At 74.8% G+C, this 15,048-nt stretch carries 8 protein-coding genes; 5 read left to right on the forward strand and 3 right to left on the reverse strand.

Annotated elements, in window-relative coordinates; genetic code table 11:
- Positions 1–194 precede the first annotated feature (194 nt).
- Complete coding sequence (gene pepN, locus ACIA8Q_RS26725) at positions 195–2,774, forward strand: aminopeptidase N (RefSeq protein WP_360215838.1); 2,580 nt, start codon at positions 195–197, stop codon at positions 2,772–2,774.
- An 88-nt stretch (positions 2,775–2,862) separates the two neighbouring features.
- Here pepN and ACIA8Q_RS26730 read toward each other — a convergent pair whose 3' ends face one another.
- Positions 2,863–3,036, reverse strand: a complete 174-nt coding sequence (locus ACIA8Q_RS26730; RefSeq protein WP_360215841.1) for a hypothetical protein — start codon at positions 3,034–3,036, stop codon at positions 2,863–2,865.
- 279 nt (positions 3,037–3,315) lie between these two features.
- Positions 3,316–5,400: a 4-alpha-glucanotransferase gene (malQ, locus tag ACIA8Q_RS26735; protein WP_360215936.1), complete on the reverse strand. Its 2,085-nt coding sequence runs from the start codon at positions 5,398–5,400 to the stop codon at positions 3,316–3,318.
- Between the two features lie 290 nt (positions 5,401–5,690).
- Here malQ and ACIA8Q_RS26740 point away from each other — a divergent pair, with 290 nt between their 5' ends.
- Positions 5,691–9,680 carry a beta-N-acetylglucosaminidase domain-containing protein gene (locus ACIA8Q_RS26740; protein WP_396317781.1) on the forward strand — a complete coding sequence of 1,330 codons (3,990 nt, stop codon included), beginning with the start codon at positions 5,691–5,693 and terminating at the stop codon, positions 9,678–9,680.
- Positions 9,681–9,811: 131 nt separating this feature from the next.
- On the opposite strand, the gene ACIA8Q_RS26745 is transcribed toward ACIA8Q_RS26740, so the two are convergent.
- Positions 9,812–10,456: an HNH endonuclease gene (locus tag ACIA8Q_RS26745; protein ID WP_360215847.1), complete on the reverse strand. Its 645-nt coding sequence runs from the start codon at positions 10,454–10,456 to the stop codon at positions 9,812–9,814.
- Between the two features lie 436 nt (positions 10,457–10,892).
- Here ACIA8Q_RS26745 and ACIA8Q_RS26750 point away from each other — a divergent pair, with 436 nt between their 5' ends.
- The 3 genes from ACIA8Q_RS26750 (at position 10,893) to ACIA8Q_RS26760 (ending at position 15,034) form a co-directional block, all read left to right on the forward strand.
- Positions 10,893–12,074 carry a mechanosensitive ion channel family protein gene (locus tag ACIA8Q_RS26750; RefSeq protein WP_360215850.1) on the forward strand — a complete coding sequence of 394 codons (1,182 nt, stop codon included), beginning with the start codon at positions 10,893–10,895 and terminating at the stop codon, positions 12,072–12,074.
- A 259-nt stretch (positions 12,075–12,333) separates the two neighbouring features.
- Complete coding sequence (locus tag ACIA8Q_RS26755; protein WP_360215853.1) at positions 12,334–13,524, forward strand: ROK family transcriptional regulator; 1,191 nt, start codon at positions 12,334–12,336, stop codon at positions 13,522–13,524.
- Between the two features lie 154 nt (positions 13,525–13,678).
- Positions 13,679–15,034, forward strand: a complete 1,356-nt coding sequence (locus tag ACIA8Q_RS26760; RefSeq protein WP_396317782.1) for an ABC transporter substrate-binding protein — start codon at positions 13,679–13,681, stop codon at positions 15,032–15,034.
- The last annotated feature ends 14 nt before the right edge of the window (positions 15,035–15,048 follow it).

Genomic DNA, 15,048 nt, shown 5'->3' on the forward strand with positions numbered 1-15,048 from the left:
CCGGCGCGCGGCCCCCGGGGCGCGGCCCCCCCCCCCCGGGGGCCGGGCCCCCGGGGGGGGCGCCCCCGGGGGCCCCGGGGGGGGGGGGGGCGGGCCCGCCCCCCCCGCCCCCCCCCCGCTCGCGCTTTTCCGGGGGCCCGCCCGCCGGGCCGTGGGAGGATTCGCACCATCAGCCTGACGAAGGAGTGCAGCGAGTGCCCGGCACCAACCTGACCCGCGAGGAGGCCCGCACCCGGGCCGACCTCCTCCACGTGGACGCGTACGACATCGAGCTCGACCTGAGCTCGGCCCGCGAAGGAGGCACCTTCCGGTCCACCACCGTGGTCCGGTTCTCCGCCACGACCCCCGGCGCGGACACGTTCATCGACCTCGTCGCCCCCGGCGTCGAGGAGATCACCCTCAACGGCGCGCAGCTCGATCCGGCGAGCTTCGCCGACAGCCGGATCCCGCTGCCCGACCTGGCGGCCGAGAACGAGCTGCGCGTCGTCGCCACCTGCGCCTACACCAACACCGGCGAGGGCCTGCACCGGTTCGTCGACCCGGTCGACGGCGAGACCTACCTGTACACCCAGTTCGAGGTGCCGGACGCCCGCCGCGTCTTCGCCAACTTCGAGCAGCCCGACCTGAAGGCCGCGTTCACCTTCACCGTGACCGCCCCCGCCGGCTGGGTCGTGGTCTCCAACTCGCCCACCCCCACCCCGGTCGGCGACGGCGACACCCGGGTCTGGAGCTTCGAGCCCACCGGCCGCATCTCCAGCTACATCACCGCGCTGATCGCGGGCCCGTACGTCGGCGTCTTCGACAGCTACGAGAACGGCGACCAGAAGGTGCCGCTCGGCGTCTACTGCCGCCCGTCGCTGCGCGAGTTCCTCGACGCCGACGCCATCTTCGCGGTCACCCGCCAGGGCTTCGACTACTTCCAGGAGAAGTTCGACTTCCCCTACCCGTTCGCGAAGTACGACCAGCTCTTCGTCCCGGAGTTCAACGCCGGCGCGATGGAGAACGCGGGCGCCGTCACCTTCCGCGACCAGTACGTGTTCCGGTCCAAGGTGACCGACGCCGCGTACGAGGCCCGCGCCGCGACGATCCTGCACGAGCTCGCCCACATGTGGTTCGGCAACCTCGTCACCATGGAGTGGTGGAACGACCTCTGGCTCAACGAGTCCTTCGCCACCTACGCCGAGGCCGTCTGCCAGGCCGAGGCGCCCGGCTCCCAGTGGCCGCACTCCTGGACCACCTTCGCCAACCAGATGAAGACCTGGGCGTACCGGCAGGACCAGCTGCCGTCCACCCACCCGATCATGGCCGACATCAACGACCTGGAGGACGTCCAGGTCAACTTCGACGGCATCACCTACGCCAAGGGCGCCTCGGTGCTCAAGCAGCTGGTCGCCTACGTCGGCCAGGACGCCTTCTTCCAGGGCGTCCAGGCGTACTTCAAGCGCCACGCCTGGGGCAACACCCGCCTCCCCGACCTGCTCGGCGCCCTCGAGGAGGCCAGCGGCCGCGACCTGCGGACCTGGTCCGCGGCCTGGCTGGAGACCGCCGGCATCAACGTGCTGCGGCCCTCGATCACGCTGAACACCGACGGCGAGATCGAGTCCTTCGCCGTCCTCCAGGAGGCGCCCGCGCTGCCCGCCGGTGCCAAGGGCGAGGCCGTGCTGCGGCCGCACCGCATCGCCATCGGCCTGTACGAGCTCGCCGACGGTGCGCTGGTGCGCACCGACCGCGTCGAGCTCGACGTCGACGGCCCGCGCACCGAGGTGCCCGAGCTCGTCGGGCGGCACCGCCCGGCCGTCGTCCTGCTGAACGACGACGACCTCTCCTACGCCAAGATCCGGCTCGACGAGGACTCCCTCGCCGTCGTCACGGAGCACCTCGGCGGCTTCACCGACTCCCTGCCGCGCGCGCTGTGCTGGGCCTCCGCCTGGGACATGACCCGCGACGGCGAGCTCGCCGCCCGCGACTACCTCGCGCTCGCCCTCTCCGGCATCGGCCGGGAGAGCGACATCGGCGTCGTGCAGTCCGTGCAGCGGCAGGTCAAGCTCGCCCTCGACGCGTACGCCGACCCGCAGTGGCGCGAGGAGGGCACCGCCCGCTGGGCCGCCGCCGCCGAGGAGCACCTGCGCGCCGCCGAGCCCGGCAGCGACCACCAGCTCGCCTGGGCCCGCACCCTCGCCTCCGTCGCCCGCACCGAGGGGCAGCTCGCCCTGCTCACCGGCCTCCTGGACGGCACCGTCGAGATCAAGGGCCTGGCCGTCGACACCGAGCTGCGGTGGACCCTGCTCACCCGGCTCGCCGCCACCGGGCTCGCCGACGAGGCCCGGATCGCGGAGGAGCTGGAGCGCGACAACACCGCGGCCGGCCAGGAGCACGCCGCCACCTGCCGCGCCGCCCGTCCCACCGCCGAGGCCAAGGCCGAGGCCTGGGCCGCCGTCGTCGAGTCGGACACCCTCACCAACTACGTGCAGGAGGCCGTCATCGCCGGCTTCCACCAGGCCGACCAGCGCGAACTGGTCGCCCCGTACGCGGCCAAGTACTTCGCGGCCGTCAAGGAGGTCTGGGAGACCCGCAGTCACGAGATCTCGCAGCGGATCATCGGCGGGCTCTACCCGGCGCTGCAGGTCACCCAGGACACCCTGGACGCGACCGACGCGTGGCTGGCCTCGGCCGAGCCGGCGCCCGCCCTGCGGCGCCAGGTCGTCGAGGCCCGGGCCGGGATCGAGCGCGCGCTCAAGGCGCAGGCCGTCGACACGGCGGCCGGCGGGCGCTGATCCGCGGACGCACAGGAACGCCCGAGGGGGCGCCGGACGGTGTCCGGCGCCCCCTCGGGCGTCGTGCGGTCCTGGTGGACGCGGTGGGTTACTTCTTCTTGGCCTTGCCGTACGGCATGCCGGCGAGCGCGGCGATGATCACGAAGGCGGCGATCGGGAGCAGCACGTACAGACCGATGGTCTGGCCGATGCTCAGGCCGGCACCCGGGTCGTCACCGTCGTCCCGGGTGTAGGCCATGGCGGGCGACGACAGCAGCATCATGAGCGTGACCGTTGCGGAGACCGCGCCGGCTCGCAAAGCGTTCCTCTTGTCCACGTTTCCAACTTACCCGCCGCTTATGCGCCTCCGCGCGTCGGGGTCGGCCCTCCGGGGGGTGGGGGTGCGCGGGGGCGGCTGACGGCGGGGGTGGCCCTGCGGGCGGCGGGGAGGGGGGCACCGGAGAGGACCAGGTTCGACGAGGTCGGCCCTCCGGGGGGCGGGGGGTGCGCGGGGCGGGTGGGGGTGGGGCGGCCCCGGGGTGGGGCCCGGGGGCGCGGGGGGTCAGACGGTGGGGTGGGGGCTGGGCGGGGCCAGCAGGTGGGCGAGCAGGCGGGCGGCGGGGGTGGCGGCCAGGCGGTCGAGGGTGACCGGGCCGCCCGCGCCGTCCGCGACCGGCAGGCGCCAGTTCGGGTACTGGTCCCAGGTGCCGGGCAGGTTCTGCGGGCGCGGGTCGCCGACGAGGTCCGGCAGCCAGACCCCGATCAGCTCCGCCGGGGTGGCGCGCAGGAAGCGGTACAGCGCCGGCATCGACAGCGGCTCGCCCGGTGCGAGCAGCCCCCGGCCGGTCAGCACCGCGCGCCAGTCCGCCAGCTCGGCGGCCGCCTCCTGCTGTTCCTCGCCGAGCGGGCGGGCCAGCAGGCCGAGCCGGTGGCGCAGCTCGACGTGCTCGCCGGAGAGCCGGGCCGCGGTGCTCGGCAGGTCGTGGGTGGTGAGGGTGGCCAGGCAGCCGGGGCGCCAGCGGTCCGGGGCGAGGACCTCGCCGGCCGCCTGCCAGTCCCGTTCGAACCAGAGCACCGACGTGCCGAGGATCCCGCGCGACGCGAGCTCCTCGCGCACGCCCGGCTCCACCGTGCCGAGGTCCTCGCCGATCACCGCCGTCCCGGCCCGGTGCGCCTCCAGGGCCAGCACCCCGAGCATCGCCTCCGCGTCGTAGCGGACGTAGGCGCCCTCGGTCGGCGGGTGCCCGTCCGGCACCCACCAGAGCCGGAACAGGCCCATCACGTGGTCGATCCGGATCGCCCCGGCGTGCCGGGCCGCGGCGCGCAGCAGTTCCGCGTACGGGGCGTAGCCGGCGGCGGCCAGCGCGTCCGGGCGCCAGGGCGGCAGGCCCCAGTCCTGGCCGTGGGCGTTGAAGGCGTCCGGCGGGGCGCCGACCGAGATGCCGCCGGCCAGCACGTCCTGGAGCGCCCAGGCGTCGGCGCCGTCCGGGTGGACGCCGACGGCCAGGTCGTGGATCAGGCCCACCGGCATGCCGGCCTGCCGTGCGGCCCGCTGGGCGGTGTCGAGCTGCTGGTCGACCTGCCAGGCGAGCCAGCGGTGGAACTCGACGCGCTCGGCCAGCTCCTTGGCGGCCCGCTCGACCTGCGGGCCGTCCGGGTGCCGCAGCCCCTTCGGCCAGCCGTGCCAGTCGGCGCCGTGCTCCTCGGCGAGCGCGTTCCACAGCGCGTGCCGGCGCAGCCACTCGCCCTCGCGGCGCTGGTACGCCTCGTAGGCGGCCTGGCGGCCGGCCCCGCGCGGCACCTCGTGCAGCAGTTCGAGGGCCTCGCGCTTGAGCGCCCAGACGGCGTCCCGGTCGATCAGGCCGTCGTGCACCAGCACCTCGTCGCGCAGCCGGGCGGCGCGGCGGCCGAGCTCCTCCGCCTCGGCGCGCTGGCCGGCCGTCAGGTACCCGTACTCGGGGAGCGCCTCGACGCGCAGGTGCACCGGGTCGGCGAAGCGGCGGGAGGAGGGCCGGTAGGGCGAGGGGTCGGCGGGGGCGGTGGGCAGGGCCTGGTGCAGCGGGTTGATCTGGACGAAGGCGGCGCCGAGGCCGGCGCCCGCCCACTGGGCGAGTTCGGCGAGGTCGCCGAGGTCGCCCATGCCCCAGGAGCGGTCGGAGAGGACGGAGTACAGCTGGGCGAGGAAGCCCCAGCCGCGGCCGGGGAGCGCGGGCAGCCGTTCGGGGGCGACGATCAGCGCGGCCTCGGCCTCGCCCTTGCCCGTCCGGGCCTTCAGGGTATGCCGCCCGAGCGGGAGGTCGGCGGGCAGCCAGTGCGCGTGTCCGCGCGGCAGTTCCCAGACGCCGCCGTCCTCCAGTTCGACGTGCAGCCGGGCGTCGGCGGGCACGTCCAGGGCGGTGCGCCGGCCGGCCCGCACCACGACGCACGGCGGCAGCAACCGGGCCCGCTGGGCGGTGCGGTGACGCTCCAGCGCCTCGTGGACCTGCTCCGGAGTGCCGGCCGCCACCCCCAGGGCCGCCAGCACCGCGACCAGCGTCCGCGCCCCCACGGTCAACCCGCCCGGCCCCGGGTGCCGGGTGTCCACCCCGTACGCCTGCGCCAGTGCCACCAGTTCGGCCGGTGGTGGGGGCGCGTCCTGCGCCGGCACCTTCAGCCCGTCGGCTCCGTCACGGTCGAGATAAGCGGCCACTCGCGGCTCCTGCGATGTCTCGGCAACGCCTGGTCAGGACGACCACAGTCCTACCCGCGTGACGCCCCGACCACCCTGTGCGACACGAGTGGGGAGGCGGAACGGGCGACCGGCACGAGGTGCGCGCGAGGGCTTCACCGAATTCTCCAATCAGGACAAACCCGTCATAGCCGTCGGCGACGTTGACACCGGGTTGGCCAGCTGGTGGGGTTGCGGCGACGTGGTCCAGGCCTGGCGAGGAGGCTCCTGTGCAAGCCCGAGTTTCCGTTGCGGCCGGGCGGCGGCTGCGGCAGCAGTTGGAGCAGGCCCCGGCACTGCGCGAGGTGCTCCACCACCCGGCGGCCCTGGCCGCGCGGCGGGCCACGGCCCGGACGTGCCGTCAACTGGCCCCGAAGACCGCGGACCGGCTGATCGCCGACCTCAAGGGCACCGAGCCGCTGCTGGCCTCGGTGCGGGCCGAACGGGCCGGGCGCGCGGCGGGCCGGCCGGGGCGCCGGACCATGCAGATCGCGGCGGGGGTCGCGGCCGCGGCGGTGTTCGGCGGGATGCTCGCCGGGCCGGTGCCGTCGGCGGCGTACGCGGCGGTGCCGGGGCCGGACGTGGTCAGCACCGCGCCGCAGACCCCGCTGGGGAGCATGACGAACCCGCAGGTGTTCCCTCGCCCGCAGGAGCAGACGGTGGCCGGCAAGGCCGTCGCCGTCCCCGACACGGTGGCGCTGGTGACCGCGCCCAAGGCGGACCGCGGCGCCGTCGACGCCGTCCGGGAGGTGCTGGGCGTCGCCGGCGCGACGACCGTGACCTCGCAGGCCGACGCCGGCACGCCGGCCGCCGGATCGCTGGTGGTGTACGTCGGCGGCGCCGCCGAGGACGCCGACGGCGCGGTGGACGGGGTGCTGCACGACCTGGCCGCCGCGGCCGGCACCGCCGTGCCCTCGACCACGGGGATGCCCACCGGCGGCTACGTGCTGTCGGCCGGTCAGCTGCCCGCCCAGGGCGGCGGCACCTACGGCGTGGTCGTGCTCGCCGGCGCCGACGCCACCGGCACCTTCTACGCGGCGCAGAGCCTGCGCCAGCTGCTCGCCGCCGTCCCGGCCGGGCAGGGGCAGGCGGCCGGCGCCGCCGGGCTCGGCCTGCCCGGGATCACGCTGCGGGACTGGCCGACCGGCGCGCCGGTGCGCGGCACCGCGGAAGCCTTCTACGGCAGCCCGTGGACGGCCCAGCAGCGCCTCGACCAGGTCGACTTCCTCGGCCGCTCCAAGCAGAACTTCTACCTCTACGCGCCCGGCGACGACCCGTTCCGGCTCTCCCGCTGGCGCGACCCCTACCCCGCCGCCCGCGCCGACGAGCTGCGCGAACTGGGCTTCCGGGCCCGCCAGAACCACGTCACCCTCGGCTACGCCATCGACCCGGGGCAGTCGCTCTGCTTCAGCTCCGGCAAGGACGTCGACGCGCTGGTCGCCAAGCTGGACGGGCTGCGCAAGCTCGGCTTCACCGCCTTCCAGCTGCAGTTCCTGGACGTCAGCTACGACGAGTGGCACTGCGACGACGACCGCTCCGCCTACGGCACCGGGCCGGCCGCGGCCGCCAAGGCCCAGGCCGCCCTGGTGGCCAAGGTGAACGACCGGCTGATCGCGCGGAACCCGGGGCTGGCCCCGCTGTCCGTGGTGCCCACCGAGTACCACAAGCAGGGCGCCACGCCGTACCGCAAGGCGCTGGCCGCGGCGCTGCCGGGCGGCGTGCAGGTGGCGTGGAGCGGCGTCGGCGTCATCCCGGAGAAGATCACCGGCGCCCAGGCCGCCGAGACCGGCGACCTGTACGGCCACCCGCTGGTCACCATGGACAACTACCCGGTCAACGACGCCAACCCGGACCGGCTCTTCCTCGGCGCCTACACCGGCCGCGAGCCGGAGGTGGCCACCCGCTCCGCGGTGATGCTGACCGGCGCGATGCAGCAGCCCGTCGCCTCCCGGATAGCCCTCGCCACCGCCGGGGACTTCGCCTGGAACCCGACCGGGTACAAGCCGGAGGAGTCCTGGCAGGCCGCGGTGCGCTCGCTGGCCGGGCCGAACGGCACCAGCGCCACGCCCGTCGGGACGGCGCTGTCCGCCGTCACCGCGCTGGCCGGCAACAGCTCCTCCTCGCCGCTGTCCAAGCAGGAGTCCGGCTACCTGACGCCGCTGCTCGACCGGTTCTGGGCCGCCGCCGAGCCCACCTCGGGCGCCGCCCCCGACCTCGCCAAGCTGATAGAGGCCGCCGCGCCGGTGCGGGACGCCTTCACCGCGATGGCCACCGCCCAGCAGACCCTCTCCGGCACCGAGGCCACCGCCCAGCTGGCCGCCGAGGCCGCGCCCTGGCTCGCCCCGCTGCACGACTACGGGCTGGCCGGACAGGCCGCCCTGGACATGCTGCTGGCCCAGCGCGGCGGCGACGGGGCCGCCGCCTGGAAGGCCCGGGTCCAGCTCAACCAGCGGCGCGAACTGCTCGCGCAGAGCCCGGCGACGATCGGTGCGGGCGTGCTCGACCCGTTCCTGGACCGGGCCGTCCGGGCCGCCGACAACTGGGCCGGCGTGGTCGGCGGCGGGGTCACCCCCACCAGCACCATGGGCACCGCGCACGACCACCTGCCCGCGCTGATGACCGACGGCGTGGCCGACACCTTCTACTGGAGCTCCGCTCCCCCGCAGCCCGGCGACGCGGTCGGCGTCGACCTGGGCGGCGGCCGCCCGGTCGGCAGCGTCACCGTGCTGATGGGCTCCTGGGGCAGCGGGCAGGACGGCCGGACCGCCGTCGACGACTACATCCGCGACGGCGTGCTGGAGTACTCCACCGGCGAGGGCGGCTGGAAGCAGCTCGCCGTCGTCCGGAACCAGAAGACCGTCAGCGCCCAGCTGCCGGCCGGCGCCGTCGTCCGGGCCGTGCGGCTGCGCGCCACCGCGGCGCAGAAGACCGCCGTCGCCGTCCGCGAGTTCACCGTCACCGCGCCCGAGGACGCGCCCACCAGCGTGACCGGCGGCCCCGCCGCGCTGCCCGGTTCCTCCGCGGCCGCCGTCCTGGACGGCAACCCGGACACCGCGTACCGCGCGGCCAAGGCACCGACCGCGCAGGACGAGCCGCTCACCGTCGAACTGGGCTCGGCCCGGCCGCTCGACCGGCTCACCGTGCTCACCGACCCGAACGTGCACGCCACCGCCACCGTCGCGGTGCGCCGCCAGGACGGCACCTGGGCCGACATCGGCACCGTGCAGCCCGGCTACAACGAGCTGCAGGCCGGCGGGCAGCTCGCCGACGCGTTCCGGCTCACCTGGAAGCCGGGCGGCGACCCGCCGGTCGTCAACCAGGTCATCCCCTGGTACGCCGACGTCCCGGCGGCCCGGCTCAGCCTGACCGACCCGTCCGTGGACGTGGTGACCGGCGCGGCCGCCCCCGCCCAGGCCCGGGCCACCGTCGAGGCCGGCCGGCCCGAGGGCACCAGCGGCGAGCTGCGCACCGAGGTGCCGGCCGCCGCCAAGGGCCTCACCGTGGCCCCCGCGGGCGGGGTCACCGTGCCCCGCGGCGGCCGGGTGGGCGTGCCGCTGCTGGTCAGCGCCGCCCCGGGCACGCCGTCCGGGACGTACCAGGTGCCGGTGCAGTTCGTGGCCGGCACGACCACCGTCAAGCAGGTGCTCCAGGTGCACGTGGTGCCGCCCACCGGCGGTGCCGACCTGGCGCGCGGCGCCAAGGCCACCTCCTCGGGCGACGAGACGGCGGACTTCCCGGTCGCGTCGGTCGTCGACGGCGACCCGAAGACCCGCTGGTCCTCGCCGGCCAAGGACGACGCCTGGGTGCAGCTGGAGCTGCCGCAGGCGACCAGGCTGGGCGCGGCGGTGCTGCACTGGCAGTCCGCGTACGCCTCCTCGTACAAGATCCAGGTCTCGGCGGACGGCAGCACCTGGACGGACGCGGCGACGGTGGACAACGGCAAGGGCGGCGACGAGACCGTGCGGTTCGACGCGCCCGGCGCCCGGTTCGTGCGCATGCAGGGCGTCTCGCGGGCCACCAAGTACGGCTACTCGCTGTGGGGCGTCGAGCTGTACGCCGTCACCACGCCCGGGCAGCCGCAGCCGCCGGTCACACCGCCGGTCCAGCCGGGCGGCACCCCGGCCACCCCCGCGCCGACCCCGACCCCGACGACGACCCCCAGCGCCCCGGCCGCACCGCCGGCGGCCACCCCGAGCGGTACGACGGCGCCGAAGCCGTAGGGTCGGGCCCCTCCGCCCGGCACCGCGCCCGGCCGCCCGCAACGCGGCGGGCCGCCGCGCTCCCCGGTGGGGGGCGCGGCGGCCCATGAGGCGTACCGACGGTGTGACGGGCAAGCCCTTGTGGAACGGGATCAGGCGGAGAGCGGCTCGGGCTGCTCGCCGCGGCGGACCGGGGCGGGGTGGGCGGCGTGCGCCCGGCCGAGCGGGACGGTGTGGCCGGGCTCGGTATGGTCGAGGTGTTCGTACTCGCCCCACTGCGGGGCGCGCAGTTGGTCGGCTCCGCCGTACGGCTCCAGGTAGGGCCGCCAGCGCGGGTCCTTGATGCCCGTGCCGATGATCCGCCAGGCGAGTCCGCTGGGCGGGGCGGGCTGGCGTTTCATCCGCCAGCCGAGTTCGGTGAGGTGGCGGTCGGCCTTGGTGTGGTTGCAGCGGCGGCAGGCCGCCACCACGTTGTCCCACCGGTGCTGGCCGCCCCGGCTGCGCGGGATGACGTGGTCGACGCTGGTGGCGGCGGCCCCGCAGTAGACGCAGCGGCCGTGGTCGCGGGCGAACAGCGCCCGGCGGGTGAGCGGGACGGGCCCGCAGAACGGGACCCGGACGAAACGGGTCAGACGGACGACGGACGGCGCCGGGAGGGCGCTGGTGGCGCTGTGCAGAGTGACTCCCGTGTCCTCCAGGCTGACCGCCTTGTGGTTGAGGACCAGGATGAGTGCGCGGCGCATCGATACGACGCCGAGTGGCTCGTAGGACGCGTTGAGGACCAGGACATGCGGCACGGATGCCTCCTTGGACGCCTGCGGCGCGTGGCTCGCGCCGGGACGAGCGGTTGGATCGCACAACTGGTGTGTGATCTCCCCCAGTGTCGCCTTACGCCTTCGTACGGCGCCACCACTCCTGTGTAACGGACCTGACCGGAACTGCGGGTGTGGTCTCTGTCATAGCCGGTATGCCCTGGGGAGGGTCGGGTTGCACCCGGGTGCCGCCGGGGTGCCCCCGGGAGCCCTCCCGGAGGACGACTCGGCCGGTCGGAGCAGCCCCGGGCCCCGGCGGCCGGGGGAGCGCACCGGGGCGTTGACGGGGCGTCCGGGCCGTCCGGTACGCCCTCCGGCGTGTCGGGGCGGGTGCCCGGTGGCGGCTAGGCTAAGCCGGACGGTCCGCGGGCCGCGTGCCGCGGCGCGGGCCCGCCACGCCCCCTGCAGGAAGGTCCCGCACGTGTTCCGCTCCGGCGCCACCGGCCCCGCCGACGCGTCCTCGACGCTCACCACCCCGACGCCGGCCCCCAGCCCGACCGCGCCGCAGCTGCCGCAGCTGGACCTGAGAATCCCGACCAGCGCGCAGGAGGTCAGCGACACCACCAAGCAGGCCGCCAGCTGGTTCGACACGCACTGGCAGGGCTGGCTGGCCGGCGGGGTGCGGATCGTCTTCATCGTGCTGCTGGCCCTGGTGCTGCGGGCCGTGGTGCGCAAGCTGATCACCCAGTTGATAGCCAGGATGGCGCGCTCCCACGAGCACCAGGAGGAGAGCCGGCTCGGCGGGCTGCTGGCGAACACCGGGGTGGTGAACCCGGAGCGGCGCCAGCAGCGCTCGGAGGCGATCGGCTCGGTGCTGCGCAGCGTGGCCTCGTTCACGATCCTGGGCACGGCCGCGCTGATGGTGCTGTCCGCGCTGGGCGTGAACCTGGCCCCGCTGCTGGCGAGCGCCGGTGTGGCCGGTGTGGCGATCGGTTTCGGCGCGCGCAACCTGGTGACGGACTTCCTCTCCGGGGTCTTCATGATCATGGAGGACCAGTACGGCGTCGGCGACGAGATCGACACCGGGGTGGCCACCGGCACGGTCCTGGAGGTCGGCCTGCGGGTGACCAAGCTGCGCGGCGCGAACGGCGAGATCTGGTACATCCGCAACGGCGAGGTCAAGCGGATCGCCAACATGAGCCAGGGCTGGTCGACGGCCTCGGTGGACGTCCAGGTCGGGTACAAGGAGGACCTGCTGCGGGTCGAGGACCTGATCCGGGAGGCCGCCGAGTCGCTGTCCAAGGAGGCTCCGTACGACGAGCTGATCTGGGCGCCGGTGTCGATCCTCGGCCTGGAGTCGGTCGCGGCGGACTCGGTGATGGTCCGGATCGAGGCCCGCACGGCGCCGGGCAAGTCGTCGGTGGTCTCCCGGGCGCTGCGCCAGCGCCTCAAGACCGCCTTCGACCAGGCCGGGATCAAGGTCAAGGAGGAGACCCCGACGGCGGCCGCAGCGGCCGCAGCGGCCGCCGCCGCAGTACCCCCGGCCACCGGTGTGGTGATCGCGCCGGCCTCCGAGCCGGCCCCGCCGTCGGCGCTCAGCGATCCGAACTCGGCCCGGTTCAAGGCGGCCGAGGCGATACCGATGCCGAAGTCCGGCGACTAGCGGCACGCCCCCGGCCTCCGACGGCCGGACCGGAGCCCCGAGCCCCGTTCCACCGCACGCGTTCCCCGGCGGTGGGGCGGGGCTCCGTGCTGTCCGGTAACGCTTCGGCATCCTCCGGCCCGCGGGCCATTGACACCCCGCTGACGGGAACCGTACGGTCCTTCCCAAGCGACTGGAAAGTTTCCTAACAGTTCGCGCGAAGCCCCCGCGGGAGCCACCCGGGAGCGCGCCCGACCAGCCGGAAGAGGAGGATTCGCGGGTGACCAAGACCACGGCCAAGGCCCCCCTCGCCGGCACCCCCAGCCTGCTGCGCGCCATCAACGACCGCGCCGCCCTCGAACTGCTGCTGGCGAACGGCCCGCTCTCCCGCACCCAGATCGGCACCCTGACCGGCCTCTCCAAGCCCACCGCCTCCCAGCTGCTGGCCCGGCTGGAGGCCGCCGGGCTGGTCCTGCCGGTCGGCACCACCGCCGGCGGCCCCGGCCCCAACGCGCAGCTGTACCAGGTGAACCCGGCCGCCGCGCACGTCGCCGGCGTCGACGTCACCAACAGCGGGATCCGGGTCGCCGTCGCCGACATCACCGGCACCACGCTCGCCGAGCACACCGTGCCCACCAAGGGCGTGCCCGCCGCCGAGACCGTCGCCACCGTGGCCGCCGCCGTCGCCGCCGCCGTCCGGGCCGCCGGGCTCCCCGAGGACTGCCTGCGCACCGCCGCGATCGGCGTCGGCGGCGCCCCCGACCCCGTCACCGGCAAGCTGCGCTACGCCTCCCACCTGCCCGGCTGGCACTCGCCGCACCTGGTCGAGGAGCTCTCCGCGGCGATCGGCGCGCCGGTGTCGATCGAGAACGACGTGAACCTCGCCGCCGTCGCCGAACAGGCCTCCGGCGCGGCCCGGGGCTCCGAGGACTTCGTCCTGCTCTGGGCCGGCGCGGGCACCGGCGCCGCGATCGTCATCGCCGGCCGGCTGCACCGCGGATTCACCGGCGGCGCCGGGGAGGTCGGCTACATGCCGGTGCCCGGCTCACCGGTCGAGTGGGACGCGCGCCGCCGCAAGTTCGGCGGGTTCCAGGCCCTGGTCGGCGCACCCGCCGTCCGCGCCCTCGCCCGCGAGCACGGACTCGGCGCACCCACCGCCGAGGAGTCGATCGCCAAGGCCCTGGAGACCCCGGGCGCCGGCGACGCGTTCCTCACCGAGCTGGCCGGCCGGCTCGCCGTCGGGCTGACCGTCATCGTCGCCGTCGTCGACCCCCAGCTGGTGGTCCTCTCCGGCGCGGTGCCCAGCGCGGGCGGGGAACGCCTGCGCGCGCTCGTCGAGGACGAGCTCGCCCGGCTCTCCATCGCCCGGCCCGAAGTCCGCAGCAGCGCCCTGCCCGACTCGCCCGTCCTGCTCGGCGCGCTGCAACGCGCTCTGGCCGACGCCCGCGAGGCGGTCTTCACCACCCACTGACACCGCCCACCGACGCCGCCCCCGGACGCCCACCCACCGACGCCTGCGCACCCGTTGCCCCCCGAACGCCCCCCTGCACCCACCTCTCCCCAACCCCCGAACGCGGGACCAGAGGCAATGACGCCTGCCCGCGCACCCCCAGGAGGACCTCGAAGTGCACCCCACCACCTCCCGCAGAGGCCGCCGCACGCTCGCCGCCGTCACCGGCGGTGCCGTCCTGGCCCTGCTCGCCACCGCCTGCACCGGCAGCAACGACGCGGGCGGCAACGACGACTCGGCCAGCGGCAAGGACGTCACCATCACCTTCTGGCACGGCTGGAGCCAGGACAACGAGGTGAAGGCGATCAACGACAACATCGCCGCCTTCGAGAAGGCCCACCCCAACATCCACGTCAAGGCCGTCGGCAACATCGCCGACGACAAGGTCAACCAGGCCCTGCGGGCCGGCGGCGACGACGCGCCCGACGTGGTCTCCTCCTTCACCACCAACAACGTCGGCATGTTCTGTTCGACCAAGGCCTTCGCCGACCTCAAGCCCCTCCTGGCCAAGAGCGGCATCGACGCCGCCAAGACCTTCCCGGCCGCGATGCTCGACTACACGCAGTTCCAGGGCAACCAGTGCTCCCTGCCGCTGCTCGGCGACGCCTTCGGCCTCTACTACAACAAGAAGGCCTTCGCCGCCGCCGGCATCACCGCTCCGCCGAAGACCTTCAGCGAGTTCGCCGACGCGGCCGCCAAGCTGACCGTCGCCGACGGCGACGGCTACAAGCAGCTCGGGTTCATGCCGCTCTACCACGGCTACGAGTCCACCACCGAGCACTTCCTCGGCCAGTACGGCCCGACGTACTTCGACGCCGCGGGCAAGTCCAACATCGCCTCCGACCCCAAGGTCGGCGCGATGCTCACCTGGCAGAAGGGCCTGGTCGACAAGCTCGGCGGCTACGACAAGCTGGAGAAGTACCGCTCCGCCTTCGGCGAGGAGTTCAGCGCCAAGAACCCCTTCCACACCGGCCAGGTCGCGATGGCCATCGACGGCGAGTGGCGCACCGCCTCGCTCGCCGAGAACAAGCCCGACTTCGACTGGGCCACCGCGCCGTTCCCCGTCCCGGACGACCAGGCCGCCACCTACGGCCGCGGCTACCAGACCGGCACCATCATCGGCATCGCCAGCGGCAGCAAGAAGCAGGCCGCCGCCTGGGAGCTGGTCAAGTACCTGACCACCGACACCGACGCGGTCGTCAACTTCGCCAACGCCATCCACAACGTGCCGAGCACCTTCGACGCGCTCAACTCGCCGAAGCTGATCAGCGACCCGAACTTCAAGACCTTCCTGGACATCGCCAAGAACCCCGGCTCGGGCACCACCCCGGCGAGCGTCAACGGCGGCGGCTACATCGTCTCCCTGCAGAACCTCGGGTACGCCCACGAGTCCGGCAAGCAGGCCGACCTCCAGGCCGGCCTGGCCGCCACCGCCAAGGAGATCGACTCGGCCATCGCCCAGGCCAAGTAGCAGCACCGCCCACG

The organism is Kitasatospora sp. NPDC051705, from assembly GCF_044453265.1.
In the GTDB taxonomy this organism is placed as follows: Bacteria; Actinomycetota; Actinomycetes; order Streptomycetales; family Streptomycetaceae; genus Kitasatospora.

Bases quoted from the DNA above. Each gene is read 5' to 3' on its own strand.
- ACIA8Q_RS26730 (WP_360215841.1), bottom strand. From the start codon at position 3,036: ATGATGCTGCTGTCGTCGCCCGCCATGGCCTACACCCGGGACGACGGT.